This window comes from Promicromonospora sp. NPDC023805 (assembly GCF_040639635.1).
GTDB lineage: Bacteria > Actinomycetota > Actinomycetes > Actinomycetales > Cellulomonadaceae > Promicromonospora.
This window is the reverse complement of the sequence record NZ_JBFAAH010000001.1, coordinates 559845-582905: the sequence shown is the minus strand read 5'-3', so window position 1 is coordinate 582905 and position 23061 is coordinate 559845. Positions and strand designations below refer to the sequence as shown.

Here is a 23061-nt window from a genome sequence, read left to right as displayed (position 1 = left end):
GGTTCTCCGGCAATCAAGCCGGACGACGACCGTGCCCGCGATGGTTCGCGGAGACGACCGGCAGCGTGTCACCATCGGCGTGAGCACGGGCCGCAGGCGGAGACGCTACGCGGTGAACCGGCGGCCGATCGGAGCGCCCTGGCCCGGGCTACCTGCCTCACGGGCCGGCTGTCCGACGTCCGACCAGTCCTCGGCACAGCCCGTACCGCCGCAGTCGCGTACGGATGCAGCGAAGGAGTAGATGTGGCACCACCAGGCCAACGCCGGTCCGGTCGCACGCGAACCGGATCTGGCGGCCAGCGGACCGGTTCCGGCGGCCAGCGCCGCCGCGCCCAGCGGCCCGCCGAGCAGGGGATGATTCCTGTACTCGCTGAGGTCGCCCGCGAGGTCGACGGCGCAGTGCGGAGACCGCCGACGCGCCCGGCGGTCCGCACGAAGTTCCAGGTCGTCGCGCTGCTCATGCGTGAGGAACGGGCCCGGCTCAAGACCGACGGCGCCCTGACCGACTCCAAGCGGAACCAGCAGCTCAAGCGGCTCGACGAGGTCGCGACACTGCTGGCGAGGATCGCTGCCCGGGACACCTCGCTGCTCGAGCTGCTCGCCGAGGACGCCAAGGTCTCCGACACTGCACGCGCCTACAAGGCGACCATGATGCGCGCCGGCGGCCTGGAGCCGCCGGAAGAGCCGCCGCCCGCCCCGCCGGCCGCGCCGGCGCCCGGTGCCGAGAAGCGCGTGGTGCCCCGCTCGGTGATCTCCCGTCAGCTCGCGAACCCGTTCCTCGCCCCGGACTTCGAGGCCGCGGCCGAGCGGGTGGCTCCGAAGGTCCGCCGGCTGGCCGGCTGGGAGCTGCTCGAGCCGCTGTTCCGTTCCTTCGAGTACGCCGGCGCCGGCGCACCCGCCTGCATGCCGCTGCCCGAGCCCCGCTCGCTGTCCGCCCGCCACGGCCGCGAGCTGATGCGGCACCAGGCCGAGGTCGTCGAGGCCACGGCGCGCGGGCACCGCACCTTCCTGCTCGCCGACGAGCCCGGGCTCGGCAAGACCGCCCAGGCACTGCTCGCCGCCCAGGCGGCGGACGCCTTCCCGCTGCTGGTCGTGGCGCCCAACGTGGTGAAGACGAACTGGGCGCACGAGGTCGGGATGTGGACGCCGCAGCGCCGGGCGACCGTGGTCCACGGCGACGGCGAGCGGATCGACGGGTTCGCGGACGTCGTGATCGTGAACTACGAGCTCCTGGACCGGCACGTCGGCTGGCTCGGTGACCTCGGGTTCCGCGGCATGGTCGTCGACGAGGCGCACTTCATCAAGAACAAGGGCTCCCAGCGCTCCCAGCACGTGCTCGCCGTCTCGGAGCGGATCCGCGCCCGGACCGCACGGCCGCTCCTGATGGCGCTCACCGGAACCCCGCTGATCAACGACATCGAGGACTTCCGGGCGATCTGGCAGTTCCTCGGCTGGATCGACGACACGAAGCCGCTCGCCTCGCTGCTCGGTGCCCTCGAGGGCACCGAGCTCACCCCTGCCGACCCCGGGTTCTACGCCGCGGCCAGGACCAGCGTCATCGACATGGGCATCGTGCGCCGCCGCAAGGCCGACGTCGTCGCCGACATCCCCGCCCGCCGGGTGGCGGACCTGCCGGTCGAGCTCGACGGCGCGGCGGGCCGCTCCATCCGTGCCGCCGAGGCCGCGCTCGCCGAGCGCCTGGTGAGCCGCTACCGGTCCGCCGTGCAGGCGCGCGCCGAGAGCTCCGTCGGGGGCGACGGCGTCGAGGGCGAGATCGACCTGGACCTCGCGCGCCGGGTCGCGGCGGCCGAGCTGAAGGACTCGAGCTCGCGGGCCGACGGCGAGAACGTGTTCAGCATGGTCCGCCGGATCGGCCAGGCCAAGGCCGGGCTGGCCGCGGACTACGCCGCGCAGCTCGCCCGCAACGTCGGCAAGGTGGTGTTCTTCGCCAAGCACGTCGACGTCATGGACCAGGCCGAGCAGACCTTCGCCGACCGCGGCATCGGCTACGCCTCGATCCGCGGCGACCAGACGCCCAAGACGCGCGAGAAGAACATCACCGCGTTCACGACCGACCCCGACGTGTCGATAGCGGTCTGCTCCTTGACGGCCGCCGGAGTGGGGCTGAACCTCCAGGTCGCCTCCAACCTGGTGCTGGCCGAGCTGTCCTGGACCTACGCCGAGCAGACCCAGGCCATCGACCGGATCCACCGGATCGGCCAGGCCGAGCCCGTCACCGCCTGGCGGATCATCGCCGCCCAGACGATCGACTCCACCATCGCGGAGCTGATCGACAGCAAGTCCGGGCTGGCCGCCAGGGCACTGGACGGGGCGGGTGACGAGGACGTCGCGTCATCGACCGACGTCCAGCTCGAGGCTCTCGTCACGCTCCTCACCGACGCGCTCGGCGCCGAAGGCACCGCCTGAACCAACACCGTCCGAACGAACAACGAGAGCCCGGCCAGTGGCCGGGCTCTCGTCGTTAGTTGCGTCCTGCGTCTTGCGTCCTGTGCCCTGTGTCAGGGAAGGTTCGGGTCGAACGGGATGCCGCCCGGCTTGGCCCGGCTCAGCTCGGTCGGGAACCTGTCATTCTTCAGCGGGAAGTTGGCGTCGCCCCACGAGGAGCCGTTCAGCCTGTCGCGGAGACCGGCATCCAGCCTGTCCCAGCCAACCAGTGCGGGCTCGTCCCAGGCACCGTTGCCCCAGGCCTCCGGCCGCTCACCGGACTTGGCGAACCGCATGATGTGCGTGCTGCCGCCGTCCTTGTGGTAGACCGCCTTGACGCGGGTGCCGTTCTTCTCGGAGATGTCGCTCCACCGCTTGGTCTCGTACTGGCCGTGGCGGGACACGGAGACGTAGCCCGGGGTTCCCTGTCCCTGCTGTACCCAGACCACTACGCCCTCCCAGTCGTGGCGGTGCGACGTCGGTGTGCAGTTGGCGCAGCTCATGTCCTTCTCGAAGTACAGGGAGTAGACGATCGCGCACCAGCCGTTGTTGCACTTCACCCGGGAGAGGGTGTTGGCCCTGCCGAGGTGGCCGCTGCGGCACTGGCCGGTGACGGGGCCGCTGTCGTCGAGGCCGCCGTTCAGCCTGCCGCTGCTGTCGATGGCCGCCGCGGGAAAGCAGCTGTCGCTGTCGTAGTCGAAGAGCGGCAGGTAGTTCCACTCGAACTGCGAGGCGTTCGGGGAAAGCGGGTTCAGCACGGCGGCTGAGGCGACGTTCGGCAGGCTGAGGGTCAGCGCTACTGCGCCGATCATGGCCAGGAAGACCCTGGCCAGGCGGGACGTTCTTGAGCTCACTGCAGCAAACATGATGGGTTCTCCGATTCAGTTGCACTGCGTCCGAGACTTCTTAGCGGGCCTGCCAACACTGGCAGTCGATGCTGTCCAACGGTTTACCAGGACATGACGTCCTAATGTCAAGACAAGGTACACGGGGTGAAAGTCCGTGTCACCCCCCAACTTTTTGTCACATGTGGGCGCGCAGCACGTCGATCTCGCAACCCGGCGCGGCCGGGTCGAAGCCGTGCTCGACCAGCCAGCGGATGGCCACCAGGCTGCGCAGCGACCACCACGCGCGGATCACATCGAGGTCGACGTCGGTGCCGTAGCCGGCAACGACGTCGTCGAGGCGGTCCTCGTTCCCGAGCGTCAGGATGGCGAGGTCGAACAAGGCGTCGCCCTGGCTCGCCTCGGTCCAGTCGATCACGCCGGTGACTTCGTCACCTTCGACGAAGACGTGGGCGAGCTGCAGGTCGCCGTGGACGAACACCGGTGTCCACGGCCGGAGCGCCGCCTCGGCGACCTCGCGGTTACGCGTGACCAGGTCCGCGGGAAGGGTGCCGCTGGTGACGAGCCACTCGCACTCGGCGTCCAGCTCCGAGGCGAGCTCGTCGACGCTCCGGCCGGGCCACGGGGGCAGGGGAGTGTCGTGCAGCTTCCGCACGGCGGCACCCGCTGCGACCCAGGCCGACGGCGGCGCGGGCGACGGTTCGCCGAGGCGGCCGAGCGCGGTCCCGGGCAGAGCGGCGAGGGCGAGCACTGGCGGCTCGCGCCAGAGGATCTCCGGGGTCGGGACCGGCACCATGGCCATCGCCTGGACCTCGACGTCGGTGCGCGTCTGGTCGCCGTCGATCTTCAGGAACACGTCGCCGACGCGTAGGGTCGCGCACGCCTGATGGGCGACGACGACTTTCACCTCTTCCATGCCGGTCATGATCGCGTGGAGCGGCGGCCCGAGTCACCGGTTTTGTTCACGAGCGGCCGCGCGGCGGGCCGTGTCGCTCCGAACCAGGCACCGAAGCGCTTCGATGGCGTATTCGACGATCGCTCGCGCCCGGGCCTGTCAGGGAGACCCGACTGGCAGACTTCAGGGGTTGCGCACTTTCAGACAAAAGCCATATCGTGTTGAAGCGCTTCGAGGGAGTGGCCCCGTCGAAGCGGATGCACCCGTGCGCAACGAAGAGCACACCGTGAACTGGCCCCCTTGGAAGAAGCTCGTCGCACCAGCGGCGAGGCCGGCACTGTCGCCGAGCCTCACCGCCCTTGCAGGTGAGTCCAACAAGCAGCTCTTTCGAGGCCGCTGCGGCCCGATCGAGTGTCGATCAAAGGAGCAACGATGCCTCTAGTGAGACGAGCACCTCTCAGACTGCTGACCACGTGCCTTGTCGCCGCGATGCTGGCGGTCGGCCTGTCCGCTACCGGCTGGGCGACACGGGCCTCGGCCGACACCGTGACACCGCTGAACGCCTCCCAGATCGTCGCCGACATGGGCGCCGGCTGGAACCTCGGAAACAGCCTGGAGGCCAGCTCCAACGGGTACCCGAGCGAGACCGCATGGAACAACCCGACAGTGACCCAGGCTCAGATCGACAGGGTGCGCGCGGCAGGGTTCAAGACGATCCGGATCCCCGTCTCCTACCTGAACGCCATAGGTTCCGCCCCGAACTACACGATCGACGCCGCGTGGCTGAACAGGGTCCAGCAGGTCGTCGACTACGCCTACAACCGGGGCATGTACGTGGTGATCAACATGCACGGCGACGGCTACAAGAGTGTCGGCGGCTCCTGGCTCATCTGTGACGCGGCTGATCAGACGACGATCAAGGCCAAGTACCAGAAGGCATGGCAGCAGATCGCCACCCGCTTCCAGGCCTACGACCAGCGCCTGATCCTCGAGTCGATGAACGAGGAGTTCGACGGGCAGTACGGCAACCCGACCCAGCCCTGCTACTCGAACATCAACAGCTACAACCAGATCTTCGTCGACACCGTGCGGCAGGCCGGGGGAAACAACAACCTGAGATGGCTGCTCGTCCCGGGGTGGAACACGAACATCGACTACACCGCTGGGGACTACGGCTTCGTGATCCCGACGGACAACCACCGGTCCTCGTCGATTCCCAGCAACGAGCAGCGGCTGATGATCTCCGTTCACTACTACTCCCCGTGGGACTTTGCCGGAGAGGAGAACGGCACCATCACCCAGTGGGGTGCGGGCGCGACCAATGCGTCGAAGAAGTCCACCTGGGGGCAGGAGGACTACATGGACTCGCAGCTGAAGAAGACCTACGACAAGTTCGTCACGCGCGGGTACCCGGTCGTCGTCGGCGAGTACGGCGCGATCGACAAGTCCTCGCACGACTCGGCGAACACCCGGTACCGGCAGGACTTCGCACGCACGCTGGTCGCCACCGCGAAGAAGTACGGCGCCAGCACCATCTACTGGGACAACGGCGCCAACGGCCAGTACGGGTTCGGGCTGTTCAACCGGTCCGCCAGCTCCGTGACCCAGCAGGGCATCATCGACGCCATCATGGCCGGCCTCGGCGGCACGGGCCAGTCCGGCTCGACGGCGATCGTCGGTGCGGCGTCGAACCGCTGCGTCGACATCCCGAACGCCTCGACGACGAACGGGACGCAGGCGCAGCTGTGGGACTGCGTGCAGCGTCCCAGCCAGGCGTTCACCCGCACCGCCGCCGGTGAGCTGAAGGTCAACGGCAAGTGCCTCGAGGCCGCGGGCTGGGGCACGGCCAACGGCACCAAGGCGACGATCTGGGACTGCACGGGCGGCGCGAACCAGCGCTGGACCGTGAACACGAACGGCACCATCACCAACGCTCACAACGCGCTGTGCCTCGACGCCAACGGCAGGGCCACCGCCAACGGCACCCAGATCATTCTCTGGGCCTGCAGCGGCGGCACCAACCAGCGCTGGACCCTCCGCACGACCTGACCGCACGGGCATCGACGGCAGCAATCTCTGGCCTGGGGCGGCACCGCGACGCGGTGCCGCCCTTCGTCGTGCACCTCGCCGCCTCGGGTCCGGCGTGTCGTAAGGGTGGAAGATGACCATGCACCTGCTGCCACGCCCGAGGGGTTCTTGGCAGCAATCGCATGGTCATCGTCCGCCAACCTGCCAGCCGGCGGGGGGCGGTCAGCTCAGGGTCAGCGAGTCACGGAACGGCTCCCCAGTTTTGTGCTGCCCTGGTGGGGCAGGTTAGAGGCCAGTGACTGTCCTCAACCGTCTTTATGTTTCGACGCATGGACACATCAACCAGTTCGCCGGCATCTCCGGAATACAACACCGTCAACGGATTCATCGTCGTGACAGGCGCGGCCCGATTCATCGAATTCCTGACCGAGGTATTCGACGGCACCGAGAACGGCGAAGCGCACACGCCCGACTGGTACGCCGGCGACGGGACGCTCATCCATGCCGAGGTGCACACCGGCAACTCGGTGATCATGGTCGCGGACCGAAAGGCGGACTGGCCGTTCACCCCGGCGCTGACCCAGGTCTACGTCATCGATGCCGCGGAGACCATGCGCCGCGCCGTCGGTCGCGGTGCCACCGTCATCACCGAAGTCTCTCCGTTCTACGGTGGCTTCGACATCTCTCGGTTCATCGACCCATGGGGCAACTTGTGGTGGCTGTTCGCACCGGCAGCAGCCGGGCTCGCTCACGACGAATCCTCGCCGGACTGGGACGATCCGCAGCCTGGCCCGGTATACACGACGTTGCTTGACGCGATGCGACAGCTCACCGACCCCAGCTGAGCCAGACGCCGGCTAGGTCCGTGCAGGACGTGAGGACGGCGGCATCCCGCTGAAGCGCTCGACCTCGGCTATCACCTCGTCGGGAGGGGCGTCGAGCCCGTCGACGCCGAAGCGAATCGGCGACCTGGGCTCGATCGGCCGGCCGTGCTCGTCGTTGAGCTCGGAGTCGAGGTAGGCCTCCCGCACGTCGGGATCGAGTCTCCGGAGGAGCGCTTCTGGGTGCTGCACTGTGACGAACACGAGAAGCTCGTCGACCTCGTCGTGGCTGTCGTCGGGTTCGTCCGGGTCGCGCTCCTCCTCGGTGAGCTCGTAGAGGCCGTGGTGGCGGTAGACCTCCCAGGAGACGACGTCGGTCCAGCGGACCCGGAGCCCGCCCCAGGCGGTGAAACCGCCGTCGTCCAGCAGGAGTGCTGCCTCGGGTGCCGGCTGTCGGCGTCGTCGGACGGCCTGGACGATGACGCTGACCAGCGCGGCGACGCCGAAAAGGGTCAGGCCGCCGCCGGCGACGTAACCGGGAACGTCGTCGCCGACGGACTCGCCCGGGTTGAGGATGATCCAGACGAGTAGGAGCGGGCCGGCCAGCAGGATGCCCGCTGCCAGGAGCAGCGCTCGTGCGAGACGCACCGGCTCGGGCCGGGCCAGATAGAACTCTCGAGACGACATGCGGGGAATCTACCTGGCCGTGGAACGGCGTCGGGCCTTGGATGGGACCGACGCCGTTCCACGACTCAGGTCAGGCGGTGGCGCGCAGCCACTGCTGGTTGTTGCCGCCGTTGCAGGGGTAGATCTTCAGGATCGTGCCGTTCGCCGTCGACTGTCCGGGGACGTCGAGGCACTTGCCGCTGCGCCGGTCGACGATCTCGACGTAGCCGTTGCTCGTGTTCCGCAGCGTGAACTGCTGGTTGGTCCCGTTGTAGCAGTCGTACTGCTGGACCTCGGAGCCGTCCGCGGTGCCGGAGACGTCGAGACACTTGTTGGAGTGGACGGAGCGGATCCGGAGGTAGCCGGAACCGGCGTCCTCGAAGGCCCAGCGCTGCCAGTTCTCCCCGTTCCACGCGTACTGGCCGACGCGGGCGTTGTTGTTCAGGTTGGGGTTCTGGACGTCCATGACCAGGCCGCTGTGCCGGTTGGTGACGCGTTCACCGGATGCCCCGGCGTAGGTGGTGTCGAGGATGACGGTCCCGTGCCGGCAGCCGTCGCAGCCGACCTGGGACAGGCCGCTCCAGGAGGTGAGGTCGGAGCTCGTGGAGGTCCACATGCCGCCGCTGGGGTACCGGTCGATGTAGGCGCGGTACGTGCCGTTCTCCAGCTGCACGACCGACGGGCCCTCGTGGTACTGCTGCCACTGGTTTCCCTGGTTGGTCCAGGTCGTGAAGTTGGTCGAGGTCCACCGCTCGATCCACTTGGACGTCTCGTTCTTCACGAACGCGTGGTAGGTCGAGCCGCGCTTCACGATGTACGTGTCGATGTGGTTGGCGGGGATGCCGAGCCGGGTCGGGCCGCTCCACGAGGTCAGGCCGCTGTTCTGGGCGGTGTACACGTACGGCACGAACTGGTGGTCCGAGGTGCCGAGGCTGATGACCACGCGGACCGTGCCGCCCTCGACGTAGAACTCGGGAGCCCAGGTGTAGGCGGTGCCGCTGACGCCGGCCGGGACGGAGGCCACGTGCGTCCAGTTCCGCAGGTCCGTGCTGCGCGCGATGTTGAAGTGCGTGGACTGCGTGGTCCAGGACTGGACCGTGTACGCGATGTAGTAGGTGCCGCCCGACTTGATGATGCTCGGGTCGCGCAGTGCGCCCGTCGGGCCCCGGAAGTTGGTGTCCGCGAGGGTGCTGAAGCTTGTCGCGTTCGAGGAGGTGTAGACCCACAGCTCCTGGTCGGCGGCGGCGTCGCCCTTGAACGTGGTGTAGATGTACGCGGTCGCCGCCTGGGCCGGGGGCGCGTTCACTACCTGGGCCACGGACAGGGCGATGGCGAGCACCGCGAGGAATGCGAGCAGCCTGTGGCGTGCCTGGAGGGTGGGGACGGCGTGTGTCATGTGGACTCCTTCGTCTTGTGCCTGGCGGGGCCAGGCGCCGTCGGTCTGGTGGTCTGCCGGGGAAGGTCAGTCGACGAGCCGGAACGTGGCGTCCTGGCGGGCGGCGTCCGTGCCGATGGTGTCGATCCGGAGCGCGTAGGCGGAGTGGCGCACGTACCGGTCGGGGAAGTTGTAGGACTGGAACGAGGACCATCCGGAGCCGGCCAGCCCGGCGACCTGCCTGAACGTCGCATCACTCCGGAACGTCGAGGACCCGTCGTTCGGGGCGAGCCGCAGCACGTAGTTGTCGTGCCGCAGGTAGTGGCCGGGGTAGTTCTCCGACTCGAACGAGACGTACCCCGAGCCGCTGCTCGCCAGGCCGGTGACGACGCGGAACCTGCCGTCGAGCGCCGGGCTGACGTTCGGGTCGATCCGCACGGAGAAGTCGGAGTGGCGGACGTAGCGGTCCTGGAAGTTGTAGGACTGCAGGCGGCGCACCGGGACGGCGCCCGGGTTGCTGTTCTCGCCGGACGGGCCGGCCAGGGTCGTCGCGGTCGAGACCGGGACACCGAGGTTCGGGGTGCCGTCCGGGTTCCAGGAGATCCGCTGGGCCCGGCTGGTGCGGGTGGTGCCGCAGCCCTGGGAGGACGAGGAGTTCGCGTGGTAGACGATCCAGTCCTCGGTGCCGTCGGGTGACTTGAAGAAGGTGTGGTGGGCGGGCCCGTAGACCCCGTTGGCGTCGCTGCGCTGGAACAGCGGTGTGCTGTTCTTGGTCCACGAGCTTCTGCTGAGCGGGTCCGATCCGGTCAGCTCCAGCATGCCGATCTTGTAGTCCGGGGTGGCGCAGAAGCTTGCCGAGTAGGTGAGGAACGTGCGGCCGCCGCGCTGCAGCACGGTCGGACCCTCGTTGACCGGGTTGCCCTGCGTCTCCCACGCGTGCGTGGGCTGGGAGATCAGCGTGCCGGGGGCTGCGACCGTCCACGGGTTCGTCATCCGGGAGATGTACAGGTTCTGGGTGGCCCCCGACTCGAAGCTGCCGTTGTTCGTGAACGCCGAGAACACGAAGTAGTTCGCGCCGCCCACGGTCATGACGCTGCCGTCGATCGCCCAGCCGTCGTTCGGCATGAGGTTGAGCTTGCCCTTGTAGGTGTAAGGGCCCATCGGGTCCGACCCCGCGCTCTCGAGCACGTGCTGGCGCTGTCCGCCGCAGCACGAGCTGGGGCCGGCCGAGTAGTACAGGTACCACTTGCCGTTCAGCTGGTGCAGGCTCGGGGCCCACATGTTCGACGTCGCGTTGGGTTGCGACATCTGGAACACCCGGGTCTCGGCGGCGGTCTTCAGGCCGGCCAGGGTGGGCGACCTACGGATGTAGATGTCGCCGGTCCACGTCGTGGCCGCGTAGTAGTAGTTGCCGTTGTGGTAGCCCAGCCACGGGTCGGCGCTGTTCGGCGTGCCGACCAGGGGGTTCTGGAACGTCGAGCCGGGGGCGGCCGCGGCGACCGTGCCCGACACGGCGAGGGGGAGCACTACCGCCAGCGCCGCGAGAGCGGCGAAGAACAGGGTCGCGCCACGACGTCGACGGCGTGGCTGATGCACAGGTGCGTTCATGTCTCTCCTCCTTGAGAGCGAATGTGAGCGTTAACATCCGGGTGAAGTCTCCCGGGCCTGCGACGGCGTGTCAATGGGCTCGTTGCGGGGCGCCGCGACATGCGATGGCCCCGGTCGATACCGACCGGGGCCATCGCATTCATCGGTATCCGTCAGCTCACGGTCAACGGCCCGAACGGCACCTCCAGCACGGAGTCCCTGAGGTTCACGAGCGAGGACGCGTTGCCGAGCACGTTCCAGATCTCGACCTTGATCGTGCCGTCGGTGAGGACGCCAAGAGTGCCCGCGGAGCTCTCCATCGCCTGGTTCACCGAGGTGTAGCGCTCGAAGCCGGGAACCGGGTCCGTGGCGAAGTACCTGTAGGTCTCCACGCGGTCGAAGGAACCGTCGCCGCTGAGGTCGTAGGAGACGCGCAGTCGCGTGCCGTTACCGACATTCGCTCCTGCGTCCACGCCGAGATCGAAGGTGGTGCGCAGGCCGCCGAAGTCGCCCGTGACGTGGTCCAGCGTGGCGGTGAGCCCGGTACCCGGATCGCCTACCGCATCCGGTCCCGAGCGTGCGCCGAGCACGGCCGTGGCAGCAGAGCCGGGTGCGGTGACCAGGGCGCCGCCTGCGGTCAGGTAGAACGTCGTCGCGGCACGGACGGGCGGATCCGTCGGATCCGTGGGGTCCGTCGGGTCGGTGCCGCCCGGGGCACCGCCCCCGCTCCACGTATGAGCACCCGAGGTGACGGTCTTCCCGACCGGCACCGCGAGCGACGTCCCGTCCGAGAATCTGACCGTGCTGGGCGACTGCGTGATGTTCGAGGCCACGTAGGTGCGCGCCCCGTGCCTGGTGAAGACGACCGCCAACGGAGAGTTGGCGGTCACCGTCGAGTCGACAGTGCCCAGCTCGGCGACGTTGGCGATCCAGTGGTACGTGTGCGCGCGGCTCTCGCCCTCCTCGACCGGGTACTCGCGGTCCCCGTCGAGTGCGGCGAGCGCTCGCTGACCGTCCCCGAGCGCGAGATACGACCACAAGAGGTCCTGCCAGACCGTCGGGTTGCCGTTGTTGGCCGCGACCATCTCGTCGTAGTTGTCGACGACGTCGTCGGGGCGCAGGCCCAGGTAGAGATGGCCGCCCGTGATCGGCAGCGTGTTGATGCCCTGGATCATCTCGGCCTCGCCGCTGAACCAGGTCGCGTACGCGCCGCCGCTGCCCCAGATCATGCCCACCGTGGAGTGCCCGAAGGCGTCGGGCATCGCACCGGACCCGTCGAACCAGTACTGCTGGATCGCCGCCGTCTGCGTGGCGTAGAGGTAGATACCGGCATCGCGGGCGGCGTCGTCGCCGGTAGCGGTGCCCCACTGGATGAGACCGTTCGCGAAGTTCTGGCCCTCCGAGCTCGACTCCTGGTTGTTGCCGTTGACGAAAGCGCCGTGGCCCGCCGCCCAGTCGTGGCCCGCGTAGATGTCGAAGTCCCGGAGGTACGGGTACCGCAGGTCGGTTCGGTCGAAGTTGTTGGCATCCGCGATCAGCTCGTCGACCATGCCGCCGAACTGCTGGTCGGTCGCCCATGCCGGATCGAACCGGGCCAGCGTGGCGGCCGCGACGATGAAGTACCCGTAGTGGAAGTGATGGTCGTTCAGCTCTTTGTCCGACCCGTACCCGGCGGGGAAGCCCACCAGGGTGCCCCAGTTCTGGTTGTACGCGAACAGCTGCTCCGTCTCGCCGGCGCTCGCCGTGAACCAGTCCGTGAGCGTGGCCTCGATCTGTGCGAGCGCCGCATCGCGCACGCTCGTGCGGTCGAGCTGGTCGGCGATCTCCGCGATCCGCACGGCGCGGCCGAGCGCCTTGCCGGTCCAGTACGTGTCGCCACCGTCGATGCTCATCGGGTCGCCCGCCTCGGCGTCCAGCAGGGCGTCGAGCCGCGCGTTCGCGTCACCCGCTGCGGTCGCGACCGCGGGGACCTCCGGCAGGACACCGGTGAACGGGGTCTCCGTCGTGAACGACGTCGCTCCGACCAGCGTGTTCATCTTGCCGCGCGCCGACTCGTAGTCGCGGCCGGATGCCGCGCCGCCACCCGGCCCGTCGCCGGTAGAACCCTCGAGGTACACGTTCTGATGCGGGTAGAGGGCCGCGATCGTGCCCTCGTTGGTGCCCTCGTGCGCCTCGGTCTCGAAGGAGTAGGTGGTACGCACGATGCTCGTGGCTTCGTCGTAGTCGTAGTCGGCGCGGGTTCCGGTCACCTCGACATAGGCGTACGGGGCGTACGAGCTCGCCTGGGCGGTCCGCGCCGCGTCGCTGTCACCGGGTGTCGTCGGAAGCGCGGCGACAGAGAGGTAGCCCTTGCCGGAGAGGTTGCTGCTCAGCACGCTGCCGGACGTCGTCCAGGACGATCCGGTCGGCGCGAACGCGACGTAGTCGGCGCCGCCCGTGCTGAACCCGATGCGGGCGCCGTCGCGGAGCCACACCCGGAGGTCCGACGCGCCGGTGAGGCGCGCGTCGCCGCCAGTCATCTCGAACCAGGTGAGGGGGAGACCGTGCCCGATCGTCGCCTTCATGGAACGCGCTCCGTCGCTCCACGAAGGGGTGACGGTCCAGTCGCTCCAGTCGGCGACCTCGGCGACGGCCGCGTTGAGTCCCGCGACGCCGACGACGAGGTCCTGGCTGTACGGGTAGTGGAACTCGCCGATCCCACCGGGGGTCCCGTAGAGGGTGGGCTGCTGGGTGTACGAGAGCCCGAGGCCTCCCGGCGACGGCTTGTACGACACGGGGTGCGCGTGCAGTGGTTCGCTCATCGAACAGTCGAACTTCTTGAAGCTGAGGGAGGACCACCAGTCGTTCGTCGGCACTGCCCCTTCAGGGGCCGAGTCGGTGATGAACGCACGTGCGTCGGTCGCGAGCGGGGCGCACCCCTCGGGTGCGGGACCGACCTGGTCGGTCGTGTAGCTCCCCGCACCGACGGGCGTCGGTTCGGCCGCCACGGCCGGGACGATGCTGCTCGTGGAGAGCGCGACCACTACCGCTGTGAGGACAGCCATGCGTGAGCGCCATCCTCGCCGTCGGGGCCCAGACCTGAGCCGGGCATCGCGGTGCGGTCGCGCTGTTCTGTCGGAGTGGGCCGTCGAATCCGGGCTGGCAGAAGGATCGAACATCGTTGTCCTCTCGGAGCCGCCCCCGTCGTCGGATGCTCGGCTCATCTCGTTCCCGCGTCATTGAGGGTGATGTAAGGACTTGCGAAACTGCTTAGCGCATCGCTTCTGGCGAGCAAAAATCGTGGAAGCGCTCTCACACATTGCAGGGTGAAACCATGGTCGTCAACCAATTGTGGTGAGACATCGTTTTCGTGAGGATTTGTATAGGTTCATGATGATGGATGGGATGACGTGCTCGGCGCCCCTGGGCCGGCGCGCGGTCAGAGTCCGCCCGCGGCCCTGGTGCGCGGGATCAACACTGAGCGGCCCGGGCCCGAGTGCGGGCCGGTCAGCGAGCCGTCCGGGCGGGGCCGCCATCCGGCGGACGGGTCAGCGAGTTCCGTCGAACGAGGCGGACATCGTGAGCGAGGCGTGCGACCACTGCAGCCCGAGGTGTCGCCCCGAGGGCATCCAGCCGAGCTGCGACTCCCGTGCCGCCACGTCCACCTCGACACGGGCGATGCGCGCGGATCCTGAGATCGTCGCGCGGTGGCGGCTGATGGTCCGGTCGGGGCGTACCTGGACGCCCTGCATCGTCGCTCGCATCGGCAGCCGAGGTCCGTGCGCGCGTGCCCGGGCGTCCACCGACCACCCGTCGGCAGCGGCTCCCCAGACGCCGGATCGGCCGAGGCCGTCCTCGAACTCGGCCAGCGTCTTGGGCAGCGCCCAGTTCGCGCGCCCCGCGCGGAGGCTGGGCAGGGAGTCCACGGCCATGAAGGGCGTGTGCAGGGAGAGCCGCGACCTCTCGCGCACCAGCACGGCGGCGAGCAGTTCCGAATAGGGCCCGACGGGGGAGTCCTCGTAGTGCACGAACGCGGCCACCAACCAGCGGCCCAGCGCACCGCGCCGAAACGGCGCAGGGAGTACCGCGCGGACGGCCGGGCCGGAACGCTGGACCCAGGCAAACCCGCTGAAGGTGCACCGCCACGGGGCCAGGGGCGCACTCGCTGGCAGACGTCGCGCCAGGGCGGGGGTCAGCACCGACTCGGGCGCTGACTGCAGCCGTACCAGCTCGTCGGACGTCAGGAGAGGTAGCCGCGTCGACACGTGAGCCTCCGTCCTGTTCCTGCACGCCGTGCGCCGTCCGTCCCGACTCTAGGCACTGGTGATGCGCCTGCGCACGTCGGCCCCTAGCCGGCACCGGCCTGGTCGCGATCTGCTTGACACGTCATCTATCCGGGCCTAGGTTAGTTGACATGTCACGCAGCGCTCGGCGCTGATAAGTGATGCATCAACCAACTGGTCGCGGGGCGCGACCAGATCAGAGGAGAAGACCATGTCTGAGCAGAAGATCATCGCCGTCGTCGGTGCTACGGGTGCCCAGGGCGGCGGGCTCGCCCACGCGATCCTCGCGGACGCCGGCTCCGGGTTCACCGTCCGTGCGCTGACCCGCAACCCCGACTCCGACAAGGCCCAGGAGCTCGCCAAGCTCGGCGCCGAGGTGGTCGCGGCAGACCTCGACGACGAGGCAAGCGTGGTCGCGGCCCTGGAAGGCGCCTACGGGGCGTACTTCGTCACCGACTACTGGGCGCACGGCTCGCCCGAGCGCGAGTACGCACAGGCCCGCAACCTCGCCCAGGCGGCGAAGGCCACGGGCATCGAGCACGCGATCTGGTCGACGCTGGAGGACACACGCAAGTCCGTGCCGCTCGACGACGACCGGATGCCCACCCTGATGGGCGGGTACAAGGTCCCCCACTTCGACGTCAAGGGTGAGGCCAACGCCCTGTTCGGCGAGGCCGGCGTCCCGACCACGTACCTGCAGACCACGTTCTACTGGGACGGTTTCCTCGGCTACTTCCCGCCCAAGCGCCAGGAGGACGGCAGCCTCGTGCTCGCCCTCGCGATGGCCGACAGCAAGCTCGCCGGGATCGCGGCCGAGGACATCGGCCGCACGGCCTACGGCATCTTCAAGCGCGGTACGGCGCTCGTCGGCGAGACCGTGAGCATCGCGGGCGAGCACCTGACGGGCGCCGAGTACGCGGCGGCGTTCGCCGAGCTCCTCGGCGAGCCGGTCCACTACTACCCGGTCCCGTTCGAGGGCCTTCGTTCGGCCGGGTTCCCCGGGGCCGACGACCTCGGGAACATGTTCCAGTTCTACGCCGAGTTCGCCGACGAGTTCACCGGCCGCCGGGACCTGGCCAAGGTCCGCGAGCTCAACCCGCAGCTCAAGACGTTCTCCGAGTGGCTCGCCGAGCACAAGGACGCCTTCGCCGAGCTGCGGGCGACGGCGTGAGCGCCCGCGTCGCGATAGTCACCGGCGGTTCGCGCGGCATCGGTCGCGGGATCGTGCGGCGGCTCGCCGCACAGGGTTACGCGGTGGTCGTCGGCTACGCCTCCAACGCCGACGAAGCCGCCGCGACGGTCAAGGATGCGGTCGAGGCAGGGGCGGAGGCGACGGCGTTCCGGGCTGACGTCGCCGACGACGTCGCGGTCGCCGAGATGTTCGCCGAGGCCGCGTCGCGGTTCGGGGGCGTCGACGTGGTCGTGCACGCCGCGGCCCGGATGATCACGGGGACGATCGAGGAGACCGACCTGGACGAGCTGGACGCCCTGTACCGCACCAACGTCCGCGGCTCGTTCGTCGTCGCACAACAGGCGGCCCGCCATGTGCGCGACGGCGGATCGATCCAGATGTTCTCGTCATCGGTGACCAAGGCCCTCCTGCCGGGCTATGGCGCGTACACCGCCACCAAGGCCGCGGTGGAGGCGATGACCCTGATCCTGGCCCGCGAGCTGCGCGGCAGGAACGTCACGGTCAACACCATCGCTCCGGGCGTGACGGCCACCGACATGCTCTTCGAGAACCAGGCCGAGGAGTCCCTGGCGGGGATGATCGCGGCCACACCGCTCGAACGCCTCGGCGAGGTGGTGGACATCGCCGAGGTGGCGGCATTCCTCGCCTCGCCCGAGGGCCACTGGGTCAACGGCCAGACCGTGCACGCGAACGGCGGTCTATGACATCCCTCGAGAGGTGGTCCCGGTGAGCAATGTGGAGGTCCTGCCCTGGCGCGACGTGCCCATCGGAGGCGTCCGGGCGATGCAGGTGCGGCGGACTCTGCCGCAGAAGGCGCGGACGCTGATCGGCGCCTGGTGCTTCGCCGACCACTACGGTCCCGTGGCTGTCCCGGCGTCGGGCGGCATGGACCTGCCCACGCATCCGCACACGGGTCTGCAGACGGTGAGCTGGCTGTTCAGCGGGGAGGTCGAGCACCGCGACAGCCTCGGCAGCCACGCGCTCATCAGGCCCGGCGAGCTGAACCTCATGACCGGCGGGTTCGGCATCTGCCACTCGGAGGTGTCCACCCCGGAGACCGCCGTCCTGCACGGCGTGCAGCTGTGGGTGGCGCTGCCCGAGGAGCACCGGAACGCCGCACGCGGCTTCCAGCATCATGCGCCCGAACCGGTGCGGATCGACGGGGCAGAGATCAAGGTCTTCCTGGGCTCACTTGCCGGGGACGCGTCGCCGGTTGAGACGTTCACGCCCTTGCTGGGTGCCCAGGTCGACCTCGACCCGCACGCGGTGATCACCCTCGCCGTGGACCCCGCCTTCGAGCACGGCCTGCTCGTCGACAGCGGGGACGTCCGCCTGGCCGACGCCCGGTTGGGTCCGGCCGAGCTCGGCTACGCGCCGCGGGGGAGAGGTGTCCTGACCCTCACGAACGAGTCGGACGTCCCGGCGCGCGCGATCCTGCTCGGTGGTCCACCGTTCGAGGAGGAGATCGTCATGTGGTGGAACTTCATCGGACGCAGCCACGAGGACATCGTCCGGGCCCGGGCGGACTGGGAGGCCGCCTCCGAGCGCTTCGGTGATGTCGACGGATACCCAGGCGGCCGCCTGCGGGCGCCGGAGCTGCCCAACGCCGTCATCACGCCGCGCGGGAACCCCCGCCATCGTGCAGATCAGCCAGAAGATGATGCATCAACTATGCGGTAGCCTGAGTGCCATGAGCGACAAGGTGCCCTGGCTGAGCGCGGACGAATCGCAGTCCTGGCGCACCTTCATCCGGCTGCACCAGAAGCTTTCCAGGCGTCTGGCCGCGGACCTCCAGGCGCAGTCGGGCCTGTCCGGCGCCGACTTCGAGATCCTCGTCGCGCTCACCGACGTCACCGACGGGCGCGTGCGGTTCCAGGACCTGGCCGAGGAGATCGACTGGGAGCGGAGCCGCCTCTCGCACCAGGTGGCCAGGATGATCAAGCGCGGACTCGTAGCGCGCGAGGAGTGCGCAGAGGACGGCCGCGGTGCGTTCGTGCTGATCACCGCGCAGGGTCGCGAGGTCATCGAAGCCGCAGCACCCAAGCACGTGGTCACGGTCCGGAGGCTGGTCATCGACGCGCTCAGCCCCGACGACCTCGCTGCGCTCGGGCGGATCTCGGGCCGCGTCCTCGAACAGATCGACGCCGAGCCGAGCTGATCGGAGTTCGTCACCAGATGGCCGCTACCGACCGAGGTCGAGCGGCCGCGCGAGGTCATCAGTAGGCGTGCTCAGTCCTCGATGACCAAGGCGCGAGCCTGCGTGAAGGACTGGCGGAACGTGCGCAGCGGTGCGTACTCCGGCGAGTCGAAGTACGCCTGGACGGCCTGCTTGTCCGGGAACTTGATGATGACGCCGATCGCGGGCCGATCGTCGCGCTCGATCGGGAGCGTGTCGGTGTCGCGGGCCAGCGGCTCGCCGCCGTACTTGATCACCAGCGGGAGGCTCTGTCGCTCGTACTCGCCGAACCGTTCGGCGTCGGCCGGGGTTGCTTCGATCACCAGGTACGCGCTCATGACTTCTCCTTCGTCGATCTTCGCGCCGCTCAGTGCGACTGTACGCAAACTATCGTACAGTTGAACGGTGCGAACACTCACCCATCCGGACCGCGCCCAGCTGCGACTGGAAGGAGTCCTCGACGCCCTGGCGAACCCGGTGCGGCTGCGGATCGTCCAGCGCCTCGCCGAGGGAGAGGAGCTGACGTGCGGCACGGTGCTGCCGGACATCCCCGCGTCCTCAGCGACCCATCACTGGCGCGTCCTGCGCGAGAGTGGAGTGCTGTTCGCCCGCAGGCAGGGCCGAGTGATCGTGCACTCGCTGCGGCGCGACGACCTGGACGCAAGGTTCCCCGGCCTGCTTGACGCCGTCCTCGCTGCGATGGCGAGCGAGAGCCGCTCACGCAACCTCGGCTGAGGCGGCGCGAGCAGTCTTGGACGCCCTCTACGGCCGCTGGTCGCGCGGGACGTTGTCCAGGACGTCGTCGTAGGAGAGGTTGACGAGCTCCCGCACCAGCTCGGCAGTGATCTCCGGGCCAGGTCCGACGCTTATCCAGTGTCGCTTGTCGAGGTACCGGCCGGGTGTGATCGTGGGGTGCGCGCGCCGCAGGGCATCTCCACGGTCGGGGTCGGCCTTCACGGTGATGATGGGTTCGTCCGGGTCGTCGGTGACGATGAGGAAGACCTTGCCGGCGACCTTGTACACGTTGAGCTTCTCGACGAAGGGCCGTCCGCTGGTCGTGCCGCGGAGGTCCTCGGCCGCCTCGCGGGCGGTCTGCTGGAGGTCAGGTCCGGTGCTGGTCACGAGTTCTCCCGGTCGACGAGCGGTCGCAGGTAGCGGCCGGTGGCGCTGGCCTCGGAGCGGGCGATCTGCTCAGGCGTGCCGGCGGCGACGATGCGGCCGCCCGCTGCCCCGCCGCCGGGACCGAGATCGATGACATGGTCGGCACTCGTGATGACGTCGAGGTCGTGCTCGATGACCAGGACGGTCGCACCGTTGTCGACGAGTCGCTGCAGCACGCCGAGCAGGACACGTACGTCCAGTGGGTGCAGGCCGACCGTCGGCTCGTCGAAGACGAAGATCGCGTCGTCCTGGTCGCGGTCGAGCTCCGCGGCGAGCTTGAGCCGCTGCGCCTCGCCGCCGGAGAGCGCGGGTGTGGACTCACCGAGAGTGAGGTAGCCCAGGCCGAGGTCGGTGAGGGTCTGGAGCCGGGCCTGGACCTTCTTGAGGCCGCCGGTGTGCTCGAGCGCCTGGTCGACCGTGAGCGCGAGCAGCTCCGGCAGGGTGAGCCCGTCGCCGTCACCGCCGCGCCCGGGGGAGCGCCGGACCTGGTCGGCGTCGCTCGAGTAGCGGCTCCCGCCGCAGTCGGTGCAGACGATGTCGACGTCGGGAAGGAACTGCACGTCGAGGGAGATCTGGCCGGTGCCCTGGCACGTGGGGCAGCGCAGCGAACCGGTGTTGTAGGAGAAGGCGCCCGCCTTCAGGCCCAGCCGGCCGGCATCGGGCGTGGCGGCGTAGGCGCGGCGCAGGTCGTCCAGGACGCCGCTGTAGGTGGCGACGGTCGAACGCACGTTGATGCCGATCGGCGAGGCGTCGATCAGGTTGACCCTCGTGACGCCGGCCGCGTCGACCTTCCGTACGTGCGCAGGCAGCGCCTCGTCCGCGGCCTGCGCTCGGAGCGCGGGCACGAGGCTCTCGAGGACCAGGGTCGTCTTGCCGGACCCGGACACCCCGGTGACCGCCGTCAGCCGGCCTCGGGGCACGTCGAGCTCCAGCGCATGGACCGTGTGCACTGGATCCGTCTCGAGGTGCAGGCGTCCGAGCGCGAACATCTGGCCGGCCTCCGCACGCTCGCGCCCGCGCACCTGTTCGACGCCGGTCAGGAAGCCCCCGATGAGCGAGGCGGGGTTCCTACCCAGATCGGCCACCGTGCCGGTGGCGAGCAGGGTGCCGCCCTCCGCACCGGAGCCCGGGCCGATCTCGATGAGCCAGTCGGCCTCGCGCAGCACCTGCACGTCGTGATCGACGACCACCACGGAGTTGCCGTCCGCCAGCAGGCTGCCGATGACGCCGAGCAGGCCGTCCACGTTCGTCGGATGCAGGCCGATGGAAGGCTCGTCGAGGACGTACAGGACTCCGGTGGTGCGGTTGCGTACCGCACGCGCGAGCTGCACGCGCTGCCGCTCACCCGTCGAGAGCGTCGAGCCGGCGCGGTCCAGCGTGAGGTAGCCGAGGCCGAGCTCCACCAGCCGCTGCGCGGTGTCCACCATCTGCGACACGATGCTGTCGGCCATGGACGCCATGCTGTCCGGAACGGTCGCGGCGATGGTGGGCACCCAGGCGATGATCTCGTCCAGGGTCTTTGCGGTGGCCTCGGCGAGGTTGATGCCGTCCACGAGCGTCGAGCGCGCCAGGGCGCTCAGCCGGGTGCCGCCGCAGTCCGAGCACACCTGCACGCTGAGGAACCGGTCGACCCGGCCGAGGCCCTTCTCGGTCGAGGCGTTCTTCAGGGCGACCTGCACCGACTCCCGCGCGTTGCGGTAGCTGGCGTTGAGCTCGAACAGCTTCCCGTTCTTGGCCGGGAACAGGATCATCCGCTTGGTCTCGGGTCCGTCGAGGACGACCTCCCGCTCCTTCTCGGACAGGTCCTCGAACGGCACGTCGACCCGCACGCCCAGCTCCGCCACGACCTTGGGCATGGCCACGAGCCCGAACATCTTCCACGGTTCCACCGCACCCTGCTCGATGCTCAGCGTCGGATCGGGGACGAACGTCGACTCGTCGACCTCGCGCACCGTGCCGGTCCCCGCGCAGCGCGGGCAGGCGCCGTCGCTGTTGAACGCGTACGACTCGGCGCCCGGCGGGCCGAACTGGACGCCGCACTCCGGGCAGGTCAGCGGCAGGTCGAGCGCGACGTCCAGCGTGGGCTCGAGCCGGTGGCCGTTGGGGCACTGGTGATGGCCGAGCCGGGAGAAGATCAGCCGCAGGCTGTTGAGCAGCTCTGTGGAGGTGCCGAAGGTGCTGCGCACGCCCGGGACGGCGGGACGCTGGTGCAGCGCGAGCGCGGCGGGTACGTGCTCGACGCTGTCGACGGCCGCCCTGGCGGCCTGGGTCAGACGGCGGCGCGTGTACGTCGAGAGCGCCTCGAGGTAGCGGCGCGATCCTTCGGCGTAGAGCACCCCGAGTGCCAGGGAGGACTTGCCCGAACCGGAGACGCCGGCGATCGCGACGAGCTCGCCGAGCGGCACCGAGACGTCCACGTCCTTGAGGTTGTGGACCCGCGCGCCACGCACCTCGATCGCGGTGGGCGCCTGCTGCTTCGGACTGGCATGGGTCACGGTCTGGTCCTTTGGTTCGTGGCGCCGGAGAAGCCCCGGTGGTGGTCAGTCATCGAGCAGCACGACGGGCTTGCCGGGAGTCGTTCCGGCCTCGACGTCGGCCTGGGCGGCACCTACCTGCTCCAGGCCGCGGTAGACGTGCCCGACCGGGGCCGTGATCCGTCCGTCCGCGATGGCCTGCAGCTGCTGCTGGAAGACCGGCGCGGGCAGATCGGTGGCCGCACCCCCGTAGGCGGTCAGCCGCACCCCGTTGGGGATCATGAACGGGCTGAAGTCGGGGATCGTCCACTGGCCGGCCAGCGCGCCGGTGAAGCAGACGGTGCCGTGGCGGCGAACGGTGCGCAGGGTGTCGGCGAGCACTGAGCCGCCGACCAGCTCCAGCGCGGCGTCGACGCCGTCCGGCGCCAGCTCGCGCACCTGGTCCGCGACGGCGCCGTCGTCGACCACGGGATGGTCGACGCCCACGGCCCGTAGGTCGCTCACCCGGTCCGGGCTGCGCGTGGTCGAGATGACTGTCGCGCCGAGCTCCTTGGCGATCGCCGCCGCGCTCAGCCCGACCGTGGAGGTGCCGCCGCGGATCAGCAGCGTCTGCCCCGTCAGGAGGCCAAGGCCCGTGGTGAGCGACCCGTAGGCGGTCTGGAACATCTCCGGCAGCGCGCCGACGACGCTCCACGGCAGCTCGGTCTCGAACGGGATGACCTGCGCCGCGGGGACGGCCACGTACTGCGCGTATGCGCCGTCGAAGGACCGGCCCATCCCGCCCATCATGGTCGCGACCTGCTGCCCAGGGCGCAGCCCGGTCTTTTGCTCGGCCTGGTCGACGATGCCGACGCCCTCGATGCCGGGGACGCGCGGGTAGGTCACGTCGGCGTCCGACTCGCCCTTGCGGGTGGTGACCTCGGACTCGTTCACGCCGAACGCCTTCACCCTGATCCGTACCCATCCGGGGCGTGGCTCGGGGACAGGCACCGTGGTGACCTGGAGGGCATCCAGGCCGCCGGGCCGGGTGACGACGACCGCTCGCATCGTCGCAGAGGCGGCACCTCCGGTTGCTGTGCGCTTGTCCATGCCAGCTCCCTTCCGTACGGCCCCGCAGTGGAGCGTCCGGCCGCG

General features: G+C 69.3%; 19 protein-coding genes. 8 read left to right on the top strand and 11 right to left on the bottom strand.

From position 1 onward, the window contains the following. The first annotated feature begins 354 nt into the window (after positions 1 to 354). Entirely contained in the window at positions 355 to 2427 is a 2073-nt protein-coding gene (locus AB0F70_RS02615; RefSeq protein WP_357443599.1) for a DEAD/DEAH box helicase, read from the top strand. Positions 2428 to 2519: 92 nt separating this feature from the next. Here the strand turns inward: AB0F70_RS02615 and AB0F70_RS02610 are convergent, their stop codons facing one another. Beyond that, positions 2520 to 3299: an NPP1 family protein gene (locus tag AB0F70_RS02610; protein WP_357443246.1), complete on the bottom strand. Its 780-nt coding sequence runs from the start codon at positions 3297 to 3299 to the stop codon at positions 2520 to 2522. Between the two features lie 169 nt (positions 3300 to 3468). Beyond that, the gene (locus tag AB0F70_RS02605; protein WP_357443243.1) at positions 3469 to 4206 is read right to left on the bottom strand and encodes an aminoglycoside phosphotransferase family protein; all 738 of its coding nucleotides are present in this window, start codon (positions 4204 to 4206) and stop codon (positions 3469 to 3471) included. A gap of 411 nt (positions 4207 to 4617) precedes the next feature. On the opposite strand from AB0F70_RS02605, the gene AB0F70_RS02600 reads away from it, so the two are divergent. Together AB0F70_RS02600 and AB0F70_RS02595 are read left to right on the top strand one after the other, a co-directional pair. After that, on the top strand, positions 4618 to 6234 hold the full coding sequence (locus tag AB0F70_RS02600; RefSeq protein ID WP_357443240.1) for a cellulase family glycosylhydrolase: 1617 nt from the start codon (positions 4618 to 4620) through the stop codon (positions 6232 to 6234). A 308-nt stretch (positions 6235 to 6542) separates the two neighbouring features. Continuing rightward, positions 6543 to 7058 carry a VOC family protein gene (locus tag AB0F70_RS02595; RefSeq protein ID WP_357443237.1) on the top strand — a complete coding sequence of 172 codons (516 nt, stop codon included), beginning with the start codon at positions 6543 to 6545 and terminating at the stop codon, positions 7056 to 7058. 12 nt (positions 7059 to 7070) lie between these two features. Here the strand turns inward: AB0F70_RS02595 and AB0F70_RS02590 are convergent, their stop codons facing one another. From AB0F70_RS02590 to AB0F70_RS02570, 5 genes are all read right to left on the bottom strand, one after another. Continuing rightward, the gene (locus AB0F70_RS02590) at positions 7071 to 7721 is read right to left on the bottom strand and encodes a hypothetical protein (RefSeq protein ID WP_357443234.1); all 651 of its coding nucleotides are present in this window, start codon (positions 7719 to 7721) and stop codon (positions 7071 to 7073) included. A gap of 70 nt (positions 7722 to 7791) precedes the next feature. After that, positions 7792 to 9096 carry an RICIN domain-containing protein gene (locus tag AB0F70_RS02585; RefSeq protein WP_357443231.1) on the bottom strand — a complete coding sequence of 435 codons (1305 nt, stop codon included), beginning with the start codon at positions 9094 to 9096 and terminating at the stop codon, positions 7792 to 7794. 66 nt (positions 9097 to 9162) lie between these two features. Beyond that, complete coding sequence (locus tag AB0F70_RS02580) at positions 9163 to 10683, bottom strand: family 43 glycosylhydrolase (protein WP_357443228.1); 1521 nt, start codon at positions 10681 to 10683, stop codon at positions 9163 to 9165. 152 nt (positions 10684 to 10835) lie between these two features. Next, the gene (locus AB0F70_RS02575; RefSeq protein ID WP_357443225.1) at positions 10836 to 13706 is read right to left on the bottom strand and encodes a glycosyl hydrolase; all 2871 of its coding nucleotides are present in this window, start codon (positions 13704 to 13706) and stop codon (positions 10836 to 10838) included. A gap of 483 nt (positions 13707 to 14189) precedes the next feature. Next, positions 14190 to 14906 carry an acetoacetate decarboxylase family protein gene (locus AB0F70_RS02570; RefSeq protein WP_357443222.1) on the bottom strand — a complete coding sequence of 239 codons (717 nt, stop codon included), beginning with the start codon at positions 14904 to 14906 and terminating at the stop codon, positions 14190 to 14192. Between the two features lie 229 nt (positions 14907 to 15135). On the opposite strand from AB0F70_RS02570, the gene AB0F70_RS02565 reads away from it, so the two are divergent. The 4 genes from AB0F70_RS02565 to AB0F70_RS02550 are packed head-to-tail and all read left to right on the top strand — an operon-like array spanning position 15136 to position 18274. After that, positions 15136 to 16095, top strand: coding sequence for an NmrA/HSCARG family protein (locus tag AB0F70_RS02565; RefSeq protein ID WP_357443219.1), 960 nt, complete (start codon positions 15136 to 15138; stop codon positions 16093 to 16095). Further along, positions 16092 to 16820 (top strand): SDR family oxidoreductase, encoded by a 729-nt coding sequence (locus tag AB0F70_RS02560; protein ID WP_357443216.1) that lies wholly within the window; start codon positions 16092 to 16094, stop codon positions 16818 to 16820. Before AB0F70_RS02565 ends, AB0F70_RS02560 begins: the two co-directional genes overlap by 4 nt. A gap of 22 nt (positions 16821 to 16842) precedes the next feature. Further along, positions 16843 to 17796 carry a pirin family protein gene (locus AB0F70_RS02555; protein ID WP_357443213.1) on the top strand — a complete coding sequence of 318 codons (954 nt, stop codon included), beginning with the start codon at positions 16843 to 16845 and terminating at the stop codon, positions 17794 to 17796. A 10-nt stretch (positions 17797 to 17806) separates the two neighbouring features. Further along, positions 17807 to 18274, top strand: coding sequence for a MarR family winged helix-turn-helix transcriptional regulator (locus AB0F70_RS02550; RefSeq protein ID WP_357443210.1), 468 nt, complete (start codon positions 17807 to 17809; stop codon positions 18272 to 18274). A 71-nt stretch (positions 18275 to 18345) separates the two neighbouring features. Here AB0F70_RS02550 and AB0F70_RS02545 read toward each other — a convergent pair whose 3' ends face one another. Then, a complete protein-coding gene (locus AB0F70_RS02545) occupies positions 18346 to 18630 on the bottom strand; it encodes a DUF1330 domain-containing protein (protein ID WP_357443207.1) in 285 nt (94 codons plus the stop codon). Positions 18631 to 18697: 67 nt separating this feature from the next. On the opposite strand from AB0F70_RS02545, the gene AB0F70_RS02540 reads away from it, so the two are divergent. Then, complete coding sequence (locus tag AB0F70_RS02540) at positions 18698 to 19027, top strand: helix-turn-helix domain-containing protein (protein WP_357443204.1); 330 nt, start codon at positions 18698 to 18700, stop codon at positions 19025 to 19027. 27 nt (positions 19028 to 19054) lie between these two features. On the opposite strand, the gene AB0F70_RS02535 is transcribed toward AB0F70_RS02540, so the two are convergent. From AB0F70_RS02535 to AB0F70_RS02525, 3 genes are read right to left on the bottom strand one after another with little or no spacing between them, the layout of a single operon-like run. Next, positions 19055 to 19414, bottom strand: a complete 360-nt coding sequence (locus AB0F70_RS02535) for an MmcQ/YjbR family DNA-binding protein (protein ID WP_357443202.1) — start codon at positions 19412 to 19414, stop codon at positions 19055 to 19057. Continuing rightward, positions 19411 to 21948 (bottom strand): excinuclease ABC subunit UvrA, encoded by a 2538-nt coding sequence (locus tag AB0F70_RS02530; protein WP_357443199.1) that lies wholly within the window; start codon positions 21946 to 21948, stop codon positions 19411 to 19413. Before AB0F70_RS02530 ends, AB0F70_RS02535 begins: the two co-directional genes overlap by 4 nt. Positions 21949 to 21993: 45 nt before the next feature. Next, positions 21994 to 23016 carry a zinc-binding dehydrogenase gene (locus AB0F70_RS02525; protein ID WP_357443196.1) on the bottom strand — a complete coding sequence of 341 codons (1023 nt, stop codon included), beginning with the start codon at positions 23014 to 23016 and terminating at the stop codon, positions 21994 to 21996. Positions 23017 to 23061: the final 45 nt, after the last annotated feature.

Coding starts and splice junctions, on each gene's coding strand:
- AB0F70_RS02600 (WP_357443240.1), top strand. CDS start 4,618: ATGCCTCTAGTGAGACGAGCACCTCTCAGACTGCTGACCACGTGCCTT.
- AB0F70_RS02615 (WP_357443599.1), top strand. CDS start 355: ATGATTCCTGTACTCGCTGAGGTCGCCCGCGAGGTCGACGGCGCAGTG.
- AB0F70_RS02585 (WP_357443231.1), bottom strand. CDS start 9,096: ATGACACACGCCGTCCCCACCCTCCAGGCACGCCACAGGCTGCTCGCA.
- AB0F70_RS02605 (WP_357443243.1), bottom strand. CDS start 4,206: ATGGAAGAGGTGAAAGTCGTCGTCGCCCATCAGGCGTGCGCGACCCTA.
- AB0F70_RS02590 (WP_357443234.1), bottom strand. CDS start 7,721: ATGTCGTCTCGAGAGTTCTATCTGGCCCGGCCCGAGCCGGTGCGTCTC.
- AB0F70_RS02525 (WP_357443196.1), bottom strand. CDS start 23,016: ATGGACAAGCGCACAGCAACCGGAGGTGCCGCCTCTGCGACGATGCGA.
- AB0F70_RS02565 (WP_357443219.1), top strand. CDS start 15,136: ATGTCTGAGCAGAAGATCATCGCCGTCGTCGGTGCTACGGGTGCCCAG.
- AB0F70_RS02580 (WP_357443228.1), bottom strand. CDS start 10,683: ATGAACGCACCTGTGCATCAGCCACGCCGTCGACGTCGTGGCGCGACC.
- AB0F70_RS02545 (WP_357443207.1), bottom strand. CDS start 18,630: ATGAGCGCGTACCTGGTGATCGAAGCAACCCCGGCCGACGCCGAACGG.
- AB0F70_RS02595 (WP_357443237.1), top strand. CDS start 6,543: ATGGACACATCAACCAGTTCGCCGGCATCTCCGGAATACAACACCGTC.
- AB0F70_RS02575 (WP_357443225.1), bottom strand. CDS start 13,706: ATGGCTGTCCTCACAGCGGTAGTGGTCGCGCTCTCCACGAGCAGCATC.
- AB0F70_RS02550 (WP_357443210.1), top strand. CDS start 17,807: ATGAGCGACAAGGTGCCCTGGCTGAGCGCGGACGAATCGCAGTCCTGG.